General features: G+C 66.4%; 18 protein-coding genes. 6 read left to right on the top strand and 12 right to left on the bottom strand.

The window, feature by feature from the left end:
* The first annotated feature begins 95 nt into the window (after nucleotides 1-95).
* A complete protein-coding gene (locus LCM32_RS14085; RefSeq protein ID WP_224821710.1) occupies nucleotides 96-1,883 on the top strand; it encodes a PHA/PHB synthase family protein in 1,788 nt (595 codons plus the stop codon).
* Nucleotides 1,884-1,925: 42 nt separating this feature from the next.
* Here LCM32_RS14085 and LCM32_RS14080 read toward each other — a convergent pair whose 3' ends face one another.
* The 9 genes from LCM32_RS14080 to LCM32_RS14040 all read right to left on the bottom strand — a co-directional run bounded on the left by LCM32_RS14080 (nucleotide 1,926) and on the right by LCM32_RS14040 (nucleotide 12,624).
* Nucleotides 1,926-3,614: a peptidoglycan-binding domain-containing protein gene (locus tag LCM32_RS14080; protein ID WP_224821709.1), complete on the bottom strand. Its 1,689-nt coding sequence runs from the start codon at nucleotides 3,612-3,614 to the stop codon at nucleotides 1,926-1,928.
* A 35-nt stretch (nucleotides 3,615-3,649) separates the two neighbouring features.
* Complete coding sequence (locus LCM32_RS14075; RefSeq protein ID WP_224821708.1) at nucleotides 3,650-4,882, bottom strand: phenylacetate--CoA ligase family protein; 1,233 nt, start codon at nucleotides 4,880-4,882, stop codon at nucleotides 3,650-3,652.
* A gap of 38 nt (nucleotides 4,883-4,920) precedes the next feature.
* On the bottom strand, nucleotides 4,921-5,742 hold the full coding sequence (locus tag LCM32_RS14070) for an ABC transporter ATP-binding protein (RefSeq protein WP_222494960.1): 822 nt from the start codon (nucleotides 5,740-5,742) through the stop codon (nucleotides 4,921-4,923).
* A 62-nt stretch (nucleotides 5,743-5,804) separates the two neighbouring features.
* Complete coding sequence (locus LCM32_RS14065; RefSeq protein WP_224821707.1) at nucleotides 5,805-7,088, bottom strand: ABC transporter substrate-binding protein; 1,284 nt, start codon at nucleotides 7,086-7,088, stop codon at nucleotides 5,805-5,807.
* Between the two features lie 82 nt (nucleotides 7,089-7,170).
* Entirely contained in the window at nucleotides 7,171-8,247 is a 1,077-nt protein-coding gene (locus tag LCM32_RS14060; protein ID WP_224821706.1) for a branched-chain amino acid ABC transporter permease, read from the bottom strand.
* A gap of 117 nt (nucleotides 8,248-8,364) precedes the next feature.
* Nucleotides 8,365-8,616 carry a hypothetical protein gene (locus LCM32_RS14055; protein WP_224821705.1) on the bottom strand — a complete coding sequence of 84 codons (252 nt, stop codon included), beginning with the start codon at nucleotides 8,614-8,616 and terminating at the stop codon, nucleotides 8,365-8,367.
* Nucleotides 8,617-8,619: 3 nt separating this feature from the next.
* Complete coding sequence (locus LCM32_RS14050; protein ID WP_224821704.1) at nucleotides 8,620-9,606, bottom strand: branched-chain amino acid ABC transporter permease; 987 nt, start codon at nucleotides 9,604-9,606, stop codon at nucleotides 8,620-8,622.
* A gap of 205 nt (nucleotides 9,607-9,811) precedes the next feature.
* Nucleotides 9,812-10,642 (bottom strand): ABC transporter ATP-binding protein, encoded by an 831-nt coding sequence (locus tag LCM32_RS14045; RefSeq protein ID WP_412070686.1) that lies wholly within the window; start codon nucleotides 10,640-10,642, stop codon nucleotides 9,812-9,814.
* A gap of 8 nt (nucleotides 10,643-10,650) precedes the next feature.
* Nucleotides 10,651-12,624 carry an AMP-binding protein gene (locus LCM32_RS14040; protein WP_224821703.1) on the bottom strand — a complete coding sequence of 658 codons (1,974 nt, stop codon included), beginning with the start codon at nucleotides 12,622-12,624 and terminating at the stop codon, nucleotides 10,651-10,653.
* Nucleotides 12,625-12,836: 212 nt separating this feature from the next.
* On the opposite strand from LCM32_RS14040, the gene LCM32_RS14035 reads away from it, so the two are divergent.
* Together LCM32_RS14035 and LCM32_RS14030 are read left to right on the top strand one after the other, a co-directional pair.
* A complete protein-coding gene (locus LCM32_RS14035; protein ID WP_224821702.1) occupies nucleotides 12,837-14,732 on the top strand; it encodes a PAS-domain containing protein in 1,896 nt (631 codons plus the stop codon).
* Entirely contained in the window at nucleotides 14,729-15,430 is a 702-nt protein-coding gene (locus tag LCM32_RS14030) for a response regulator transcription factor (RefSeq protein WP_224821701.1), read from the top strand. Before LCM32_RS14035 ends, LCM32_RS14030 begins: the two co-directional genes overlap by 4 nt.
* Here LCM32_RS14030 and LCM32_RS14025 read toward each other — a convergent pair whose 3' ends face one another.
* Nucleotides 15,431-16,081, bottom strand: a complete 651-nt coding sequence (locus tag LCM32_RS14025) for an HD domain-containing protein (protein WP_224821700.1) — start codon at nucleotides 16,079-16,081, stop codon at nucleotides 15,431-15,433.
* On the bottom strand, nucleotides 16,078-17,295 hold the full coding sequence (locus LCM32_RS14020; RefSeq protein ID WP_224821699.1) for a hydantoinase/carbamoylase family amidase: 1,218 nt from the start codon (nucleotides 17,293-17,295) through the stop codon (nucleotides 16,078-16,080). Before LCM32_RS14020 ends, LCM32_RS14025 begins: the two co-directional genes overlap by 4 nt.
* 370 nt (nucleotides 17,296-17,665) lie before the next feature.
* Here LCM32_RS14020 and LCM32_RS14015 point away from each other — a divergent pair, with 370 nt between their 5' ends.
* Nucleotides 17,666-19,051: a leucyl aminopeptidase family protein gene (locus LCM32_RS14015; RefSeq protein WP_224821698.1), complete on the top strand. Its 1,386-nt coding sequence runs from the start codon at nucleotides 17,666-17,668 to the stop codon at nucleotides 19,049-19,051.
* The gene (locus tag LCM32_RS14010) at nucleotides 19,048-19,887 is read left to right on the top strand and encodes an NlpC/P60 family protein (RefSeq protein WP_224821697.1); all 840 of its coding nucleotides are present in this window, start codon (nucleotides 19,048-19,050) and stop codon (nucleotides 19,885-19,887) included. The genes LCM32_RS14015 and LCM32_RS14010 overlap by 4 nt, the downstream gene beginning before the upstream one ends.
* A gap of 301 nt (nucleotides 19,888-20,188) precedes the next feature.
* Here LCM32_RS14010 and LCM32_RS14005 read toward each other — a convergent pair whose 3' ends face one another.
* Nucleotides 20,189-20,359 carry a hypothetical protein gene (locus tag LCM32_RS14005; RefSeq protein WP_224821696.1) on the bottom strand — a complete coding sequence of 57 codons (171 nt, stop codon included), beginning with the start codon at nucleotides 20,357-20,359 and terminating at the stop codon, nucleotides 20,189-20,191.
* Nucleotides 20,360-20,373: 14 nt separating this feature from the next.
* On the opposite strand from LCM32_RS14005, the gene LCM32_RS14000 reads away from it, so the two are divergent.
* Complete coding sequence (locus LCM32_RS14000) at nucleotides 20,374-21,201, top strand: DUF3800 domain-containing protein (protein WP_224821695.1); 828 nt, start codon at nucleotides 20,374-20,376, stop codon at nucleotides 21,199-21,201.
* The last annotated feature ends 94 nt before the right edge of the window (nucleotides 21,202-21,295 follow it).

The following is a 21,295-nucleotide window of genomic DNA, read 5'->3' as shown; positions in this document are numbered from 1 at the left end:
CCCCGTCACCGGAGATGATGAAGCTGACGCAGATCATGGTCCGTCGGGCCCCGGTGTCACATGCTCCGGCCGACCGACTCAGAGAGGATCCCCCATTGTCCGATACGAGTACCCGCCCCCGTTCGTCCGACACCCTGCCCGCCAAGGCCCCCGGCCTGCCTGTCCCCGTTGCACCGCAACCGGCGGAAAGCGCGCACCGCGATCTGGACCGCACCCTGCGCGCGATCATGGCGCATTACACCGCGGGCACCTCGCCCCATGCGACGGCGACAGCCTGGAGTGACTGGGCCCTGCACCTGATGCGCGCGCCCGGCCGACAGTTGGAACTGGTGGAACGCGCCGCCCAGAATGCCGCCGACGTCTGGTCGCTCGCGCTGCTCGGCACGCCGGAGGACGGCACCCTGCCGTTCAAGCCCAAGTCCTATGACCACCGGTTCACCAATGCCGGCTGGCAGAAGATGCCCTTCCTCCTTTGGGAGCAGGGCTTCCTCGCCACCGCCGATTTCTGGGAGGAGGCCACCAAGGAACTGCGCGGCGCGCACAAGCACAACACCGACCGGGTCGCCTTCATGCTGCGCCAGATGCTCGACATGGCGAGCCCGTCGAACTTCCCGTGGCTGAACCCGGAAATCCTCGAGGCGATCCGCGAGACCCGTGGCAAGAACCTCACCGATGGGTTCCGGCACTTCCTGAACGACACCTCCCACGCGCTCTCTCACACCCCGCCCGAACCGGTGGAGGGCTTCGAGGTCGGCGAGAATATCGCCTGCACCCCGGGCGAGGTGATCTTCCGCAACGAGCTCTTCGAACTGATCCAGTACGCGCCCCAGACCGACAAGGTCCGGGCCGAGCCGGTGCTGATCGTGCCCGCGTGGATCATGAAGTACTACATTCTCGATCTCAGCCCGCAAAACTCGCTGATCAACTACCTCGTCGGGCAGGGCCATACCGTCTTTGCGATTTCCTGGACCAATCCGGGGCCCGAGATGGCCAACTACGGGCTGGAGGACTACCGCAAGACCGGGATCATGACTGCGCTGGACGAGGTCTCCCGCGTGCTGCCAGGGCAGAAGGTCCACGCCTGCGGCTACTGCCTCGGGGGGACGCTGCTGTCCATCGCGGCGGCGACCATGGCGCGGGATGGCGACGACCGACTGGCCAGCATCACCCTGCTGGCAGCGCAGACCGATTTCACCGAGGCGGGCGAGCTGCTCCTCTTCCTTGATGAAAGCCAGGTCGCCTTCCTCGAAGACATGATGTGGGATCAGGGTTACCTCGCGCAGCCGCAGATGGCCGGGGCCTTTGCCGCGATCCGCGCCGAAGACCTGATCTGGACCCACGCGGTGCGGCGCTACCTGATGGGGCTGGAGGAACGCGCCACCGACATGACCGTCTGGAACGGCGACACCACCCGGATGCCCGCCCGGATGCATTCCGAGTACCTGCGCGGTCTCTTCCTCGAAAACCGCCTGAGCGCCGGGCGCTTCGCGGTCGAGGGCCGGGTGATCGCGCTCAAGGACATCACCGCGCCGATGTTCGTGGTGGGAACCGAGACGGACCACATCGCGCCGTGGCACTCGGTCTACAAGGTGAAGCTCTTCACCGAGAACGACCTGCGTTTCGTCCTGACCAAGGGCGGCCACAACGGCGGCATCGTCTCCGAGCCCGGCCACCGCAAGCGGCACTACCGCATCGGCCACCGCAAGGTGGGTGCGCGCTATCAGGGGCCGGACGACTGGCTCAAGCTGCACGAGCAGAAGGAAGGCTCGTGGTGGGAGGAATGGGCCGCATGGCTCGACCAGCACAGCGGCGAGGAGATCGCCCCGCCGAAGATGGGTCGCAGCCTCGCCAAGGCACCGGGCACCTATATCTTCCAGAAGTGACCCGCCGGGGGCCGGGGCGCAATCGCGCCCCGGCCTGACGGTTCAGCGGCCCACGGCCAGCAGGCGCACCACGGTTTCCTGATTGAGGAAGCCCGTCACCTCCAGGCTCTGATCCCTTTGGAACCGGCGAATGGCGCGACGGGTCTCGGGGTCGAACTTGCCATCCGGCAGGCCGGGGTAATGGCCCAGCTGTTGCAGCCGCCGCTCCACCAGAAGCCGGGCGATGTCGTTGGGCATCACGCTGTTTTCCTCGGCCAGAAGCGCCTCGCGGTTCGGTCCCGCCTCGCGCTCCAGCTGGGCGATCCGGGTCTCTGCCGCATCGGCAAAAAGCCCGCGCGGATAGAAGCGCAGGTAGTTCCGGTAGGCCTCTGCCGTGTCCTCGTTACGCGCGAAGTCCCAGGCGCGACGCTCGATCTCCTGCGCCTGCCCGCGCCGGTCCTCCTCCATCCGGTCCAGTTGCTTCTGCGCCTCGTCGGCATAAAGCCCGTCCGGGTAACGCTCGAGGTAGGCCCGCAGGCCGCTCTCTTCCCCGCCGCGCCCGACCTGATCCCAATAGGCCCGGTCCTCGGCTTCCTGCGCGGCACGGCGCCGGGCGGCTTCGGCCTCCAGCCGCGCGGCTTCCGCCTGCGCATCGGCGGCCAGCCGGTCAAGCTGCGGCGCGGTCAGGTAGCCGGTGGGCTCTGCGCCGGTCTGCTTCTGTCGCGAAATGATGGCCGAACGGGTCGCGGGGCCGAACAGCCCGTCGATGCCGCGCGGATCGTGGCCCAGCAGGGCAAGGTCACGCTGGATCTGGCGCCGGTCGTCACGGCTGAGGTCCAGCGCGGCCTCCACTTCCTCGGCCCGGCGCACCGGTGCATCGCGGATATCGGCGGCCCGCGCCCGCGCCTCGGCCTCGAACTTGCCGCGCGGGTAGCGGGAGACATAGGCCTCGTAGGCGTCGATCGTGCCGATATCCTCGACCGCGGCCCAGTAGGCCAGCTCCCCCATGTCGGTCTCGGGCAGGGGGCGCTCGCCAATCATCGGCCCGCCCGTGCCCGGAAGCGCCGGCTGGGTGCCATCGCCCGGCATCAGCCCGAAAGCGGGCGAAAGGAAGCCCGACATCTCGACCCGGCGCGGGGCCCGTTCCGCCATCGCCTGATAGGACAGGCCGGGGATCAGCACCTCGCCCCGCAGCAGGTCGAGCAGATCGCCAAGGTCGCCGCGCGCCAGTGTCACCCCCTGCGGGGCCACGATCTCTCCCGCGCCCGGGATCAGGCCAGAGCCGGTTTCGAAACTGCCGCTGCCCTCGGCCAGCAGCATGACCGCTTGCCCCTGCGCCTGCATCGCCAGATCGCCGAGCGCGCCCACCGGCAGGCCTTGCGCCCCGACGGTCAGGTTCGACGCCCGTTGCGCCTCGCGGCCCAGCAGCCAGGCCTGATCACCGGCCCGCGCCATGTGGCCCGCCAGCACGATCACGAGCCGGTTCTGCGGCTCTTCCTCCAGCGCCGTGGCGAGGTCCGAGGCCAGCGTCTGCATCTGCCCGCCGGGGGCATCCTGCCCGAGGAAGACGCGGAACCCCGCCTCCTCCAGCGCCTTGGAATAGGCCTCTCCCAGAGAGCGATAGCGCAGGTCCGGCAGGGTATCGTAATCCCCGTTGACGATCACCAGCGCCAGATCGGCGGCCGGGGCCGCGACGGGCGCAGCAAGGCCGGGCAGGCCCACCAATACGGCGGCGAACAGTGTGTGACGCATCCTCTCCTCCTTCCGGCCCCCCGGATGGAGAGACCCTAGTCGTAGCTGCGCTGATCCTCGATCACCTTGCCATCGTTCGGCAAGGCCCCACGGGGCAGGATCTCGATCCGGCCCTTCAGCTTCAGGGCATCAACCACTGAAGCCATATAGTGTTCCGAGGCGCCGTCGCCCGCAGGGCTGTCGCTTTCCAGCTGCACCACCATTACGTCCATCTCGCCCTCGCGCTGCGCGATGACGCGGGCGCGGTGGATCTCAGCGTGTTTGGCGACAAGCTGGGCAACCTGCTCGGGGCGCACGAACATGCCCTTGATCTTGGTGGTCTGGTCCGCGCGGCCCATCCAGCCCTTGATCCGCAGGTTGGTGCGCCCGCAGGGGCTGGTCCCCGCCATGAAGGCGCTCAGGTCGCCGGTGGCAAAGCGGATCAGCGGGTAATCCGGGTTCAACGTGGTGACGACCACCTCGCCCACCTCGCCCGGGGCGACGGGATCGCCGGTGCCGGGGCGGACGATCTCGACGATGACGCCCTCGTCCACGATCATGCCCTCCATCGCCGCGCTCTCGTAGGCGATGTTGCCGAGGTCCGCCGTGGCATAGCATTGCAGGCAGGCGATGCCGCGATCGGCATATTCCTGACGCAGCGAGGGGAAGAGCGCCCCGCCCCCCACGGCGGCCTTGGTGATCTTCAGCGGCAGGCCCATCTCCTCGGCCTTGTCGAGGATCACCTTCAGGTAGTCGGGCGTCCCGGCATAGGCGGTGACACCGACATCATGGGCGGCGGTGGCCTGAAGCTCTGTCTGGCCGGTGCCGGCGGGCAGAACGGCGGCCCCCACGGCGCGCGCGCCGTTCTCGAAGATCATCCCGGCGGGCGTCAGGTGATAACCGAAACAGTTCTGCACGATGTCGCCCTTGCCGATGCCGCAGGCATGGAGGAACCGCCCCGCGCGCCACCAGTCGTGCCCCTGCCCGCCCGGCTCGTAGATCGGGCCCGGGGACTGGAAGATATGGGCGAAGCCCCCCACCGGCAGCGCGGTCAGCCCGCCGAAGGGCGGCGCGGCCTTCTGGGCGCGGCCCAGGTCGGACTTGCGTAGCACCGGCAGCGCCGCAAGCGCGGCCGGCCCGGTGATCGCGGCGGCCTCGACGCCGCCCAGGCTCTCGGCATAGCCCGGCAGGGCCTGCGCCACGGCGATCTGGCGCGGCAGGTCGCGCGACATGGCGGTGGCCCGTTCGTCGGCGCTGCGGGTTTCCAAAGTGTCGAAATAGGTGCCCATGATCTTGCCCTTTCTGTCCTGCGGTCCTGCTCTGCGGCTCAGCTCAGCCAGCGCTTGCGGCGCCGGTAGGAGCGCACGTCGCGGAACGATTTCCGCCCCTCGTCGGACATGCCGAGGTAGAATTCCTTCACGTCCGGGTTCTCGCGCAGGTCGGCGGCGGGACCGTCCATCACCACGCGCCCGGATTCGAGGATGTAGCCGTAATGCGCGAACCTGAGCGCGACATTGGTGTTCTGCTCGGCCAGCAGAAAGGTCAGCCCCTCCTTCTCGTTCAGGTCCTTCACGATGCCGAAGATCTGCTCCACCAGCTGCGGCGCCAGACCCATCGAGGGTTCGTCCAGCAGGATCGTCTCGGGGCGCGACATGATCGCCCGGCCGATGGCGACCATCTGCTGCTCACCGCCCGAGGTATAGCCCGCCTGCGACCGGCGGCGCTCCTTCAGGCGCGGGAAATACTGGTAGACCATGTCGAGATCGGCCTCGACCTCGCCCTTGCCGGACCGCGTGTAGGCGCCGGTCAGCAGGTTCTCCTCGACGGTCAGGTGTTCGAAGCAGTGGCGCCCCTCCATCACCTGGATCACGCCCTTCTTCACCAGCGCCGCCGGGTCCAGATCCTGCACCCGCTCGCCGCGGTACTGGATCGAGCCCTTGGTCACCTCGCCCCGCTCCGAATGCAGCAGGTTCGAGATCGCCTTGAGCGTGGTGGTCTTGCCCGCGCCGTTGCCGCCGAGCAGGGCCGTGATGCCACCCTTGGGCACCTTCAGGCTGACGCCTTTCAGGACGAGGATCACGTGGTTGTAGATCACCTCGATATTGTTGACTTCCAGCAGGGCCTCGTCGGTGCGTTGGGCGTCGAACATGGCTGTACCTCTTTCGGGAAAACCCCCGGCCGCACGCGGGACGCGCAGCCGGGGAGGTCGGTTTACATGCAGCCCGGGGTGATCCCCGATTCCTCGGCGTAGGCCTTGCTGTCGGCCTCCACCAGCGGCGCCAACACCTCCTGATCCGACTGCATGTAGTCGGTGATCAGGTTGAAGTGGCCTTCGGCGGCGTTCCACTGCGAGACGGCCGCAAAGCCGTTGCCGCCGTGGTTCTCGCAGGTCACTTCGAACTCGGGCCCGAAGTTCGGCAGGCCGAGACCGGCCATCTTCTCTTCGGTGATGACGAGGTGCTCCATCCCGTCGCGCATCTGCGCCGGGGTGATCTGCGTGGTGCCGCTCATCTCCTGCGCGGTCTTGGCGGCTTCGGCGGCCAGCATCGCGGCGTACATGCCGCGGTTGTAGAGCACCGTGCCCACCTGATCGCCCGCGCCTGCGGCCTTGCCCGCGTCGATGACGTATTTCTTCATGTCATCGTAAAGCGGGTAATCCATGCCGAGGTTGTGGAAGGTCAGCGCCTTGTAGCCATCGGCCTTGGGGCCCGCCGGCTTCACGTCGTTCTCGGAGCCGGACCACCAGATGCCGATGAAGTGGTCCATCGGGTAGCGGATGTTCACCGCTTCCTGGATCGCCACCTGGTTCATCACGCCCCAGCCCCACATGATCACGTAATCCGGCTTCTCGCGGCGGATCTGCAGCCACTGGGATTTCTGCTCCTGACCGGGATGGTCGACCGGCAGCAGCGACAGCTCATAGCCGTGCTTCTTGGCCAGCTCTTCCAGCGTGCGGATCGGCTCCTTGCCGTAGGCGGAGTTGTGGTAGACCAGCGCGATCTTCTTGCCCGACAGGTCGCCGCCGTTCTCGTCCAGCAGGTGCTTGATCGCGACCGAGGCCCCATCCCAGTAGTTGGCGGGATAGTTGAAGATATAGGGGAAGACCGCGCCATTCTTGGCGGAGGTCCGGCCATAGCCCATCGAGTGCACCGGGATGCTGTCCGCGGTGGCCTTGGGGATCAGCTGGTAGGTGATGCCCGTGGACAGCGGCTGATAGACCAGCGCGCCGGAGCCCTTGGTGCTCTCGTAGCACTCAACGCCCTTCTCGGTGTTATAGCCGGTCTCGCATTCGACGAGGTTGATCTTCTCGCCGCCGATGCCGCCGTCACGCTCGTTCAGCAGGGTGAAATAGTCCTGATAGCCGTCCGCGAAGGGGATGCCGTTGGCGGCATAGGGCCCGGTGCGATAGCTCAGCGCGCTGAAGGTCAGATCGGCAGAGGCAGGCGCCGCCGCCATGATGGCAGCCACCGCGGCCATGGTGAACGTCAGTTTCATCGAATGTCTCCTCCCTTGGTTCTTTCGATGCTGGTCTTGCCGGGGTTCCGCCCCGATCGGTCTTACTGGCCTGCCGCTCTCCTCAGTGCGGGAAGGGCCAGAGTCTCAGTTTCTCCTTGGCGACGCGCCAGAGCTGCGCCAGCCCATGCGGTTCCGCGATCAGGAAGACCACGATGAGACCGCCGAGGATCATGATTTCGAGGTGCGCCGCGAGGTCGGTCGCCCAGCCGAAGCCGCCCACGAGGACGTTCTTCAGGAAGACCGGCAGCAGCACGATGAAGGCCGCCCCCGCGAAGGAGCCGAAGATCGACCCCAGCCCGCCGATGATGATCATGAAGAGTACGAGGAAGCTCTTCTGGATGCCGAAGACCTCGCCCACCTCGACCGCGCCGAGGTATACCGAGAAGAACAGCGCCCCGGCCACGCCCACGAAGAAGGACGAGACGGCGAAGGCGGTCAGCTTGGCCTTGAGGGGGTTCACCCCGATGATCTCGGCCGCGATGTCCATGTCGCGGATCGCCATCCAGCGCCGCCCGACGGAGCCGCGGGTCAGGTTCCGCGCCAGCCAGGCCGCGCCGAACACGAAGACGAGGCAGATCATGTACTTCGCCCAGGCATCCGCATTGGCCCCGGTCACGACGATCCCGAAGACCGAGCGTTCGGGCGCCGAGATCTGGCCCGAGGCGGAGTGGTTGTAGAACCACGGCACCTTGTTGAAGAGCCAGACGAGGAAGAACTGCGCCGCCAGCGTGGCCACCGCGAGGTAGAACCCCTTGATCCGCAGCGACGGCAGGCCGAAGAGCACGCCGACGCAGGCGGTCACGCCCCCGGCAAGCACCACGTGGATCACGATATTGACCTCAGGGAAGGCGGTCATCAGCTTGTAGCAGGCATAGGCCCCCACGGCCATGAACCCCCCGGTGCCCAGAGACAGCTGCCCGCAGTAGCCCACGAGGATGTTCAGCCCGATTGCCGCGATGGCGTAGATCAGGAAGGGCAGCAGCACCGCATTGGCCCAGTAGTCGTTCACGAGGAACGGCACGATCGCCAGCGCCACGAAGAGCACCGCGTAGTAGCGGTAGCGGTCGAACTTGATCGGGAAGGTCTGGTTGTCGTCGACGTAGGTCGTCTTGAAGTCACCGGCTTCGCGGTAGAACATGCTCTTATCCTCCGGTCCGGGTGGGTTCGGGGCGGGTGGGCTGCGCCGGGCGCAGCACCAGCCACATGGCGCCATGGTCGGGATGTTCAAATCCCATCAGGTTCGTGCCCATCAGCATCAGGTGATCTCCCGGCAGAGTTTCAGGTAGGTGACGAGCCCGGTGACGAGCCCTGCGAAGGCGATGAGCGACGCGCCGGCGATGCCCCATCCGTGGATCGGATCGGCGGAGAGCGCGAGGAAGCCGAAGACCCAGAACACCGACCAGCCCAGCACGCAGAGCGTGGCGATCGTCTTGCGCCCGGCCCGGCTCAGCGGGCGGTGGGGGGCGGGGTCCGGCAGCATCTCTTCGGGAAGCGGTTGCGTCAGCATGGCTCAGACCCTCTCGATGATGCGTTCGCCGAACAGGCCCTGCGGCCGGAAGACGAGGAAGATCAGCGCCAGAACGTAGGCGAACCAGTTCTCGGTCGCGCCGCCCACCATGGGGCCGATGGCGAATTCAAAGAGCTTCTCGCCCACGCCGATGATCAGCCCGCCGACGATGGCCCCGGGGATCGAGGTGAAGCCGCCCAGCATCAGCACCGGCAGCGCCTTCAGCGCGATCAGCGAGAGCGAGAACTGCACCCCCGACTTGGAGCCCCACATGATCCCGGCCACCAGCGCGACGAACCCCGCCACCGACCAGACCATGACCCAGATGAAGTTCAGCGAGATGCCCACCGACAGCGCGGCCTGGTGATCGTCCGCCACGGCGCGCATGGCGCGGCCCTGCTTGGTGTACTGGCTGAAGATCACCAGCGCGATCACCAGCAGCGCCGCGATCACGGTCGCCACGATGTCGAGGTTGTCGATGAAGAAGCCGTAACCGAAGGCCTCGAAGGTGGTCTCGTCGATCCAGGTGTTGATGCCCTGCGGCAGCCCCACGTCGAGCGTCTTGATGTCCGAGCCCCACATGATGTCGCCCAGGCCCTCGAGGAAATAGGCCAGACCGATGGTCGCCATGAAGAGGATGATCGGCTCCTGGTTCACGAGGTGGCGCATCACGAACTGGTTCACCGCCCAGGCCAGCCCCACCATGACCACCATGGTCAACACGATCGCGAGGATGCCCGGCACATGCCAGCCGAAGTGGTGGATGTCCGTGCCCAGCGTGGCATTGATCAGGTGACTGAAGGGGATCTGCCCCTCCATGATCCCGACCAGCGTCAGCGCCGCGAAAAGGGCCATGACCCCCTGCGCGTAGTTGAAGATGCCGCTGGCCTTGAAGATCAGGACGAAGCCCAGCGCGACCAGCGCGTAGAGCACGCCGGCCATCAGGCCGTTCAGCGTGACCTCCATGGCGAAAAGCAATTGTTCCGGCATTCTCGGGCTCCTCCCTTGCCTCCGGTCTCTCAGTTGTGCCGCAGCCTCCCACATCCACGACACACCCCGTACGCCTCCCAACGCCGGGGTTCCCCTGCATCCAGCGCCCACGGGGGGCGTTGGATGACCCTACACCGGCAGCACGCCGCCGGTGCCTGACCCGCTCCCACGGGCCTTCCTGTCCCTTACCCCTCGCTCAAGGGGATCAGTCATGCGCCACGCCGAGATAGGCGTCGATCACGTCTTGATTGTTGCGGACCTCGTCCGGCGGGCCGTCTCCGATCTTCTTGCCGTAATCCATGACGACCACGCGGTCGGAGAGGTCCATCACCACGCCCATGTCGTGTTCGATCAGGGCGATGGTGGTGCCGAATTCATCGTTCACGTCGAGGATGAAGCGGGACATGTCCTCCTTCTCCTCCACGTTCATGCCGGCCATCGGCTCGTCCAGCAGCAGCAGTTTTGGCTCCGCCGCCAGCGCGCGGGCCAGTTCGACCCGCTTCTTCAGGCCGTAGGGCAGCCGTGCGACCGGCGTCTTGCGGATGTTCTGGATCTCGAGGAAATCGATGATCTTCTCGACGAACTCGCGGTTCTCGACCTCCTCGCGCTCGGCCTTGCCCCACCACAGCGCCTGCGCGGCCATGCCCGCCTTCATCTGGGTCAGCCGGCCGGTCATCACGTTGTCCAGCACCGTCATCCCCTCGAAGAGCGCGATGTTCTGGAACGTGCGGGCGATGCCCTGCTGCGCCACCTGGTAGGGCTTCATCGGCGCACGGCGCTTACCGTGGAACCAGACCTCGCCTTCCTGCGGATTGTAGAAGCCGCTGATCACGTTCAGCATCGACGACTTGCCTGCCCCGTTCGGCCCGATGATCGCGCGGATCTCGCCCTCGCGGATGTCGAAGGAGATGTCCTTGATCGCCACCACGCCGCCGAAGCGCAGGGTGATGTTCTTCATCTCCATCATCACGCCGCCGATCTTGCGGCCGTCCTCGGTGACATAGCCACCCTGATCGGTCATCGCGTTCATCTGCATGTCCCCCGTCATTCTGCCGCCACCCGTGCCGTCATCGCCGGCATCACCTTGGCGTCCCGGATGTCCAGCGTGGCCGAGATGTAGCCCTTGCGACCGTCCTCGTAGGTCACCTCGGTCCGCGTCGCGATCCTGTCGGACCCGTCGTAGAGCGCGGTGATCAGGTCGTGGTATTTCTCCTCGATGATCTTGCGGCGCACCTTGCGGGTGCGGGTCATCTCGCCGTCATCGGCATCCAGTTCCTTGTGCAGCACGAGGAAGCGATGGATCTGGCAGCCCGACAGCATCTCGTCCTCGGCGACAGAGCGGTTCACCTCCTCGACGTGGCTCTGGATCGTGTCCAGCACCTGCGGATGGCCCGCCAGTTCCTGATAGGAGGAATAGGCGATGTTGTTCCGCTCGGCCCAGTTGCCGACTGCGTTCAGGTCGATGTTGATGAAGGCGGTGCAGGTCTCGCGCCCGTTGCCGAAGACCACGGCCTCCAGGATGTTCGGGAAGAACTTCAGCTTGTTCTCGACATACTTGGGCGCAAACAGGCGGCCGTCGGCCATCTTGCCCACGTCCTTGGCCCGGTCGATGATCCGCAGGTGCCCGGTGTCCGGCTCGAAGAAGCCCGCGTCCCCGGTGGCGACCCAGCCCTCGGCGTCCTTGGTCGAGGCGGTGCTGTCGGCGTTCTTGTAATATTCCACGAAGACGCCCGGCCCGCGGTAGAAGACCTCGCCGCTCTCGGCGATCTTCACCTCGACCCCCGGAGAGGGCACGCCCACCGTATCGGACCGGACTTCGCCATCGGGCTGCTGGGTGATGAAGACAGAGGCCTCGGTCTGGCCGTAGAGCTGCTTCAGGTTGATCCCCAGCGAGCGGTAGAAATCGAAGATCTCGGGCCCGATCGCCTCGCCCGCGGTATAGCCCACGCGCACCCGGCTCAGCCCCAGCGTGTTCTTGAGCGGCCCGTAGATGCAGAGATCGCCAATCTTGTACTTCAGCCGGTCGCCCGCGCTCACCGGTTTGCCGTCGAGGATCATCGGCCCCACCTTGCGGGCGTGTTCCATGAAGGTCTTGAAAAGCCAGCGCTTCAGTTTGCCCGCGTCCTCCATCCGGATCATCACGGTCGTCAGCTGGCCCTCGAACACCCGCGGCGGGGCGAAGTAATAGGTCGGCCCGATCTCGCGCAGGTCGGTCATCATCGTCTCGGCGCTCTCGGGGCAGTTCACGCAGAACCCGCTCCAGTAGGCCTGCCCGATGGAGAAGATGAAATCCCCCACCCAGGCCATCGGCAGGTAGGCCAGAACCTCCTCGCCCGGGCCGAGGTGATCGAACTCGCTGGAATTCTTCGAGGTCTCGATGATGTTGCGGTTCGACAGCACCACGCCCTTGGGCTTGCCGGTTGTGCCCGAGGTATAGAGCATCACGCAGGTGTCGTCGTAGCCGATGCCCGCGATGCGGCGGTCCAGTTCCGGGCTCAGCTCATCGCGCGCAGCATGACCCTGCTCCTGGATATGGGCGAAGTCATGCAGGCGGGAATGGTCGTATTTCCGCATCCCCCGCGGATCGAGGTAGATCATGTGCTCGAAGTTGGTCAGGCCCTCCTGCACGTCGATCACCTTGTCGACCTGCTCCTGATCCTCGGCGATGACGAAGCGCGCGCCGCAATGGTCGAGGACATAGGCCATCTCCTCGGCCGCGCTGTCCTGATAGACCGGCACAGGGATCGCGCCGACCATCTGCGAGGCGACCATGGACCAATAGAGGTGCGGCCGGTTGGAGCCGATGATGGCGATGAAGTCGCCCGGCCCCGCGCCGAGGTTCAGCAGGCCAAGGGCGAGGCTGCGGATCTCCTCGCGGGTCTCGGCCCATGTCCAGCTTTGCCAGATGCCGAATTCCTTTTCCCGGTACGCGGGTTTGGTCCCGAAACGCTGAGCGTTCCGGTCCAAGAGGGCCGGGACGGACGTCAGCCCGCCCGCGTCCTTGGACACAGGTTCCATGTAGTCTCCTCCCATCAGCGCGGGGTTTTCCCGTCGCCGGGCCTCCACCCCCGACGACTCCCCGTGCTTTCAGGCAGCTTAATGCGGAGAGTTTTGCCGCATCATTTCCAGAATCTAACGAATTGTTACACGGCGTCGCAGCCCGCCCTTGGGGCTTCCCCGAAACCCGCGGGCGCGGTAGCCATAGGACAGGAGGAGACATCGTGAAGAGCATGCAGGCAGATCCGCACGCCATGATGCAGGCCGGGCTGAACCTGATCGCCCAGGCCATGTCGATCTATGACGACGACCTCCAGCTGGTCACCTGCAACCGCCCGTTCCGCGAAATGTTCGACCTGCCGCCCGAACTGGCCCGCCCCGGCGCGCCCTTCGAGGCGACGATCCGCTACCTTGTCCAGCGTGGCGAATACGGCCCGGTCGATGACGAGGACGTCGCCGTACGCCGCCGTGTGGAACAGGCGTTGGCCTTTCAGCCGCACTACATGGAGCGCAGCCGCGCCAATGGCCGTACGATCAGCGTCGAGGGCGCGCCCCTGCCGCAGGGCGGCTGGGTGACCGTCTACACCGACATCACCCACATCAAGCAGCACGAAGGCCTGTTGCGCGCCCGGTCAGAGGAACTCTCCGAACAGCTGCTGACCCGGGCCGAGGAGCTGGCCGCCACGAACCGCAAGCTTCAGGCCACCAACGCAGCCCTCTCCGAGGCCAAGCGCGAGCTGACCGAGATGGAGGCCCGCATCCGCCTGACGACAGAGATGATGCCGGCCCATATCGCCCATGTCGGCGCGGACCGGGTCTATACCTATTCCAACCGCCGGCTGAACGCGATCATGCCCGGGCGGCCCTCGAACATCCTCGGGCTTCACATGGCCGATGTGCTCGGCACGCAGGCCTATCAGGCGGTGTTGCCCTACGTGGAGATCGCGCAGGAGGGCCGCGCTTCCTCCTTCGAATTCACCGACGAGGCCAGTTCCAGACGCATCCGTACGGCCACCACGCCCGATGGCGACGGCGGTGTCTACATCCTGTCGCAGGACGTGACCGAGGAAACCCAGACCCGCAACGCCCTGCAACAAACCCGGCGGCGGGAACTGGCGGCGCAGATGACCTCGGGCATGGCGCATGACTTCTCAAACCTGCTGACGATCATCCTCGGCAGCCAGTCGCGGCTCTTGCGTATGGAGCTTTCGGACGAGGCACAGCCGCTGGTCTCGGCCACGCTGTCGGCGGCGAAACGCGGCGGGCGCCTGTTGGACCGGATCGCCGCCATGACGACCGGGCGGGATTACACGCCCACCCCCTGCGATCCCGCCGCCCTGCTGCGCGACCTGAAAACGCTGGCAACCTCAGCCCTGCCCGACGGTGTTCGCTTCTCGCTGGAGGACCGACTGGGCCCGGGGCGGCTGATGCTGGACAGCGGTCAGGTGCAGGACAGCCTGCTGAACCTGATCCTCAATGCCCGTGACGCCTGTGCCGGGGCGGGGCGGATCACCCTGACGGCCGCGCGGCTCAAGGAAACATGGCTGGAGTTCACCGTCACCGACACCGGCCCCGGCTTCTCGCCCGAGGCGCTGAAACGCGGGCTCGATCCCTTCTATACCACCAAGGGCGGCGAGGGGTCGGGCCTTGGCCTCGCCATGGTCTATGACATGGCCAAGCTGGCGGGCGGACGGGTCCGGCTGGAGAACACCGCCACCGGCGCGCGGGTCACCCTGCGCCTGCCCCTGCGCGAGGCGCCCCGCCCGGCAGAGCCCGGCCTTGCCCTGCTGGTGGAGGACAGCCCGGATCTGCGCGACGCGATCCGCGACATGCTGCGCGCGCAGGGCCATTCCGTGATCGAGGCCGCCTCGACCGAGGAGGCGCTGACGCTGGCCACGCAGGTGCCGGGCGTCACGCTGATCCTCTCCGACATCACGCTGGAGGGCGCCGCCACCGGGCTTGACCTGCTGGACCGGCTGCCCGCCAATGCGCCGCCCTGCTACCTGATGACCTCGCTGCGCCCGGACCATCCGCTGCACCGCGCGGCCAAGTCCCGCGCGCCGGTGCTGCGCAAACCCTTCACCGGCGCGGACCTCGGCCAGTTCCTTGCCACGGGGCAGCAGCCATGAGCGAACCGCTGGTCACCATCCTCGACGACGAACCGGCAATCCGCCACCTGCTCTCCGAGGCGCTGGAGGAGGCGGGCTTCCGCACCCTCTCCTTCTCCCGCGCGACGGAGTTCGAGGCCGCGCTGAAGACCTGCTCGCCCGATCTCTGCCTCGTGGACCTCTCGCTGCCCGACCGGGACGGGCTGACGCTGGTGCATCGCCTCGCGCTGGAACAGGGCGCTGCGGTGGTGATCATCTCGGGCCGGGCCGAGGTGCAGGACCGCGTGACGGGTCTCGAACTCGGGGCCGATGACTACATCATCAAGCCCTTCGAGCCGGCCGAGGTCGTGGCCCGCGTCCGCGCCCGCCTGCGCCGTGACAAGCCCGCCCCCCAGACCGGCCAGACCGCCCGCTTCGCCGGCTGGACGGCGGCCTTCGACCGCTATGCCCTCGTCGATGCCGATGGCGGCGAAACGCCCTTCTCCCATGCCGAAGGAGAGGTGCTGCGGCTCTTCCTCGAACGGCCCAAGCGGCTGATCAGCCGGGCGATGATGCAGGAGATCCTCGGCGGCGCGGCGGGCGAAAGCTTTGATCGCGCCATGGACGTGCGCATCTCGCGGCTCCGCACCAAGCTGCGCGAGGACCCGAAGAACCCGCGCCTGATCAAGACGATCTACGGCGCGGGCTATATCTTCCTCGGCGATGTGGACTGGGATTGATCAGGCGATCTCGTCGAGGAACCTGTCGTAGAAGTGCCGCAGGTCGTCCATCCGCTGCGCCGCGAGCCGTTGCCCCTCACCGGTGAGGAAGCCGTCCCCAAGCTTCATGAGCTTGGTGCGGAAGTGATCCAGCGCATGGGCCGCGTCATCCTCGGCGCGTCGCTCCGCCGTGGGATCGGCGGGATCGTAGAGCGCCGCGCCCCATGTCCCCGCGAGGTAGAAGCACCGCGCCACGCCGACCATGCCGATGGCGTCGAGCCGGTCCGCGTCGCGCAGCACACGCGCCTCGTGACTCTCGGGCGGTATCCCGGCAGAGAAGGAATGCGCCTCGATGGCGTGGACGACGGCGGCGATGTCCGCCGCGGACCAGCCCATCGCGCCCAGCATCTGCGCCGCCCGCGCACCGGCCAACCTTGAGGCCTGCGCCCGGTGCGGCGAGGTCTTGGAGACCCAGACCCCGTCATGCAGGATCACCGCCGCCGTCAACACACGCAGGTCGCCCCCGTCAACCGCCGCGATCCGGGCCGCATTGCGCCAGACCCGCAGCAGATGCGCATGATCATGGGCGCCGTCCTCACGGTCGAAGGCCCGCGGCAGCAGTGCCGCCGCAAGCTCCGGCAGGGCGAATTCGGCGGAAAGATCCCCGCTCACAGCCCCATCCGCTTCGCCATCCGCGCGGCCCCGTCCGCCAGCACCTGTAACCCGGTCACGAGGTCGGCCTCTGCCGTGTCCTCGGCGAAGTCGTGGCTGATCCCGCGGATCGAGGGCACGAAGAGCATCGCCACCGGCATGTGCTCCGCCACGCTGGTGGCATCGTGGAGCGCGCCCGACTGCATCCGCCGCCAGCGGCCCGGTGCCACGGCCTCCGCCGCCGCGGCGAGGTCGTCCTGCATGGCCGCGTCCATCGGCACCGGCTCCAGCCCGAGGATGCCCGAGAAGGACACCGTCAGGCCCATGCTCGCCGCGACCTCCTCGGCGGTCTCGCGAATGATCGCCTCCATGCGGGCCATCCGCTCGACCTCCTTGTCGCGCCACTGCATCGCGAAACGGCAATGGCCCGGCACGATGGAGTGGCTGCCCGGGTGCACCTCGATATGGCCAGTGGTCCAGACCGTCTCGGGCGTCACCACGTTGCGGAAGCGATCGGCGAGCAGCCCCTGGAACCGCACCGCGCCCTGGAAGGCATCCTTGCGCCGGTGCATCGGCGTGGTGCCCGCATGGTTCTGCTCGCCGCCGAAGGTGATCTCCATGTTGCGGATGCCGACGATGTTCGAGACGACGCCCACCGCCTCGCCCGCCTCGTCGAGCCAGGGCCCCTGCTCGATGTGGCATTCGAGGAAGCCGGTGAACCGCTCGGGCGCAACGAAGCCCCCTGCCATGTCGGCCATCAGCGCGCGGGCCTCGGCAAAGCTGACGCCGTCCACGTCTGTAAGCGCGTCGGCTTCCTCCAGCGCGGTCAGCCCGCCCCAGACCCGGCTGCCGGTGGTCACGCCGAAGCGCCCCTCCTCATCCTGGAACGACACCGCGGAGATCGCGGGCCCGCCCGCCTCGCGTGCGGCGCGGGCCAGTTCCAGCCCGCAGATCACACCGAGCGCCCCGTCGAGCCAGCCGCCTTCGGGCTGGCTGTCGGAATGCGAGCCGACCAGCAGGGATTTCGCCTGCGGTGCGAGGCCCCAGACCGAGCCCACGGGATCGACCTGCACCTCCAGACCGGCTGCGGCATATTGCTCTGCCAGCCAGCGGCGCGCGGCGATGTCGGGCTCGGTATAGGCCCGGCGGCGCACGCCCTTGCCGACGCCGCTGGCCCCGAACTGCCGCAGCGCGTGAAGGTCGGCGAGGAAACGGTCGGGATTGACGGGGATCATGGGGCTACTCCTTGCGAGAACGGGGACCTTGGGGGACCGGGGCAAGGTCGGCGGACGGCAGATGCCGGGCAATCCATGACGCTGGATTTACCTCTGCATCCCCCTCAATCCGGACCTGCGCCCCGTGCAGACAATGGTATACCGCGGCGCCCCGGGCGCTGCCAGCCTCATGGGTTCCGGCCCATAGGCGCAATTTATCATATTGATATAACACCGATTTATGCGTGCGCCGCGGCGCCCCCACGCAACCGGACGCGCGATCCGAAGCCCGCCCCGCCCCCTCTTCGGGCGCCCCGATGCCCCCCTGCAATTCCCTTGCGCGAACGGCGCAAGCGACTACGCTGCCGCCAGAATTTCCAAGGAGACCGCCATGAGCCCCAGCTTTGCCCCCGACACTCCGGATGCGCTGCCACTGCACATCATCGAAACCGGATCGTTGGAGGCCTGGATGGCCGAGCAGCCCGCAGCAACGCAGGCTTGGGTGACGGGCGCGGGCTTCACCGGGGCCCTCGGCAGCCTGCTTCTGCTGCCCGGCGCAGAGGGTGCACCCTCCGGGGCGCTGATCGGCTATGGCACGGCCGCCAAACGTCGCCGGGGCCGGTTCCACCTTGCCGATGCGGCGCTGAAACTGCCCGCCGGGACCTACCGCATTGCCTCGGGCCTGCCGGAGGCCGCGGCGGAGGAAGAGGCCCTCGGCTGGCTCTTCGCCGCCTATGCCTTCGACCGCTACCACGCGGCATCTGGCGCCAAGGCGCAGCTGATCGCCCCCACCGGTGTCGACGCCAAGCGGCTGGAGGAGATCGCGGCAGGCGAGATGCTGACCCGCGACCTGATCAACACCCCCTCGAACGACATGGGCCCCGCCGACCTCGAAGAGGCCGCGACCCATCTGGCGGAAAGCTATGGCGCGACGATCTCGGTCACGCGCGGACGCGACCTGCTGACCAAGAACTTCCCGCTGATCCACACCGTCGGCCGCGCCAGCGAACGCGCGCCCCGGCTGATCGACATCACATGGGGCCGCGAAGGGCCTGCGCTGACGCTGGTCGGCAAGGGTGTCTGCTTCGACACTGGTGGGCTGAACATCAAGCCCGGTGCCAGCATGGGGCTGATGAAAAAGGACATGGGCGGCGCGGCCACCGTGCTGGGGCTGGCCCGGATGATCATGGGGCTGGGGCTGAAGGTGAAGCTGCGCGTGCTGATCCCCGCGGTGGAGAACTCCATCAGCGGCAATGCCTTCCGGCCCGGCGACATCCTGACGGCGCGCGACGGCCAGACAGTCGAAATCAACAATACGGATGCGGAGGGTCGCCTCGTCCTCGCCGACGCCCTCGCCCTTGCGGCCGAGAGCGCGCCCGATCTGATGATCTCCATGGCCACGCTCACCGGTGCGGCCCGGGTGGCCGTCGGTCCCGATCTGGCGCCCTACTACACCGATGACGAACCCGTCGCGGCCGCCATTGCCGAAGGCGGCGCGGCCCATGCGGACCCGGTCTGGCGGATGCCCTTCCACGCGCCCTACGAGGCGATGATCGAACCGGGTATCGCCGATCTGGACAATGCCCCGTCAGGCGGCTTCGCAGGCTCCATCACCGCGGCGCTCTTCCTGAAGCGTTTCGCTGGCGAGGCCAGCCGCTACACCCATTTCGACATCTACGGCTGGTGCCCCGCGGCCAAGCCGGGCCGCACCAAGGGCGGCACCGGACAGGGCGCCCGCGCAATCCTCGCGGCCCTGCCCAAGGCGCTCGACCTATGAGCGCGCCGGACCGCCGCCGCTGGCCCTGCAACGGGCGCGTCGCCTCGGTCGCCCTGATGGGCCGCGCCGAAGCGGAGCGCTTCGTCGAGGGCACCGTGCGCTGCATCGCCCATCCGATCACCGACCTGCGCGGTCGTCCCGGCGGCCCGCGCGACCGGCAGATGCTGCTGGGGGAGCTGGTGCGGGTCTACGAGATGCGGCAGGGCTGGGCCTTCATCGAGGCCGCCCGCGACGGCTACACCGGGTACCTGAAGGAATCCGATCTCGAGGCGCTTCCCGCCGAAGGCGCGCCCGATCACGTGGTCGCCGTGCCCTCGACCCATCTCTATACCGAGGCCGACCTGAAGAGCCCCGACATCACGCACCTGAGCCTCGGCGCTCGCGTGAAGGTCGAGGATTTCGAGGGCAAATGGGCGCGCACCAGCCACGGCCATGTCTTTGCCAAGCACCTGCGCCCTCTGCTGGAGCCGGTGGCCGACCCGGTCGCCGTGGCCGAAAGCCTGATCGGCACGCCCTACCTCTGGGGCGGGAATTCCCGCGACGGGATCGACTGTTCCGGCCTTGTGCAGGCGGGCTGCCTGATGGCGGGCATTTCCTGCCCCGGCGACAGCGACATGCAGTCCCGCGAGTTGGGTCACCCCCTGCCCGAAGGCGCGCCCTACCAGCGCGGAGACCTGATCTTCTGGAAAGGTCACGTGGCCTGGGTCACCGATCCGACGACGCTGATCCACGCCAACGGCAACGACATGGCCGTGGCCTACGAGGGTATCACTGACACGATTGCCCGCATCGAGGCCGCAGGCGAAGGCCCCGTCACCATGCGCCGCAGGCTCTGACCCGCCGCGCCCGCAACTTCATCTTTCCAGAAGGCGATTGTATATTTGACAAACCAGCTTGGCGCAGGGTAGTTTGGCGACGGTCTCACCGCCACCTCATCAACTGGAATGGGCGCGTTCTGAAACAGCGCGGACCGCTGTCCGGGAAAGGAGGTGAGTGCCTCGTGGCCAAGAAGTGCGGTTGCAAAACCAAGCCGACAGGTCGGAAGACGGTGAAAGTGGTTACCCACAAACGCCGTCCTCCGCGCAAGAACTGCAAGTAACAGTTTGAGCATATGAGAAGGCGGTGAGGCCGCCATCGCTAGCCATCAGCACCATCATCATTAGGCATTGAATCAGAGCCGGATTCTTCGGTCAACGGCCTCTTAACGATCTTCTTCAGCCGCTCATCAAACCGCTCTTCGTCGTCGTCCGTCTCAAGCTGGCGAGCGGCTTCCTTGAACTTGTCGAGTTGACTCTTTTCATTATTCATAGTCGCCTCAATTTATGGATCATTCGTTTGTTGCTTACATCGATGAATCTGGCTGCACCGGATTTAAGTTTAGAGACCCACCAGAACCAAAGGGAAGCACCGACTGGTTTGTCCTCTCTGCCGTTTTGGTTTCGGCAGGTAGGGATTTGGCGTTGAGATCCCTCGCGAACAGCATCCGCAGGCGTATGGGAAAAGGTGAGAGAGAGGTGCTGCACTTTTCCAAGCTAAGACACGATCAGAGAGTGTTTGCCCTGCAATCTATCGCGAATTTGCCTGTAAGAACAGCCACAGTAGTGATCAACAAGAGGCGTATCGACAAGCCTGAGGTGTTCGAGGCGGATGGCAACCGTCTATACTATTACGCCGCTAGGCTGCTTTTGGAGCGCATCTCTTGGAGCAGTAGGGACACTGGCCACGCCCACGGGCTGGGGTGCTTGACTAGGGTTAGGTTCGAACACAAGCGGCATGCATCTTATGACGACTTGAGAGAATATCTAAAGCTCTTAAAGGGTCAGACAGCAGAAGCCGCAGATCCGCTCTGGGAGAAGACCCTCAAAAGAGATGTTAGAATCTACTGGCCTGCAATTGAGCCAACCCATGTGTCGGCGCACCAAAAAAAGGATTACTCCGGGTTGCAACTTGCGGACCTTGTTGCCAGCGGAATCAGATGGGGCCTTGAGTCGGATGCTTGGGGCAACACGGAACACAGGTACGCTAAAATCCTAAGGCCAACCGTGTATGACAACAGTGGAAATGCTCTTAGCTATGGGATGAAATTTTTCCCTAGAGGGCCGCACCAGTCAGAACCCGTGTCCCATTGGATAACTAAGCACTACAAATAAAAAATGCGGCCCCCCGGGCCGAGAAAATGGGCAGAACCCCTCAGGACACCGGCGTTTGACCGCACTACTAGTGTATGCCAAAAACCTTTATGAA

Source organism: Pseudooceanicola nanhaiensis (genome assembly GCF_020171315.1).
Taxonomy (GTDB): domain Bacteria; phylum Pseudomonadota; class Alphaproteobacteria; order Rhodobacterales; family Rhodobacteraceae; genus Pseudooceanicola; species Pseudooceanicola nanhaiensis_A.
Note: the sequence above shows the minus strand (reverse complement) of the source record. Positions and strands in the feature narration are given on the sequence as shown.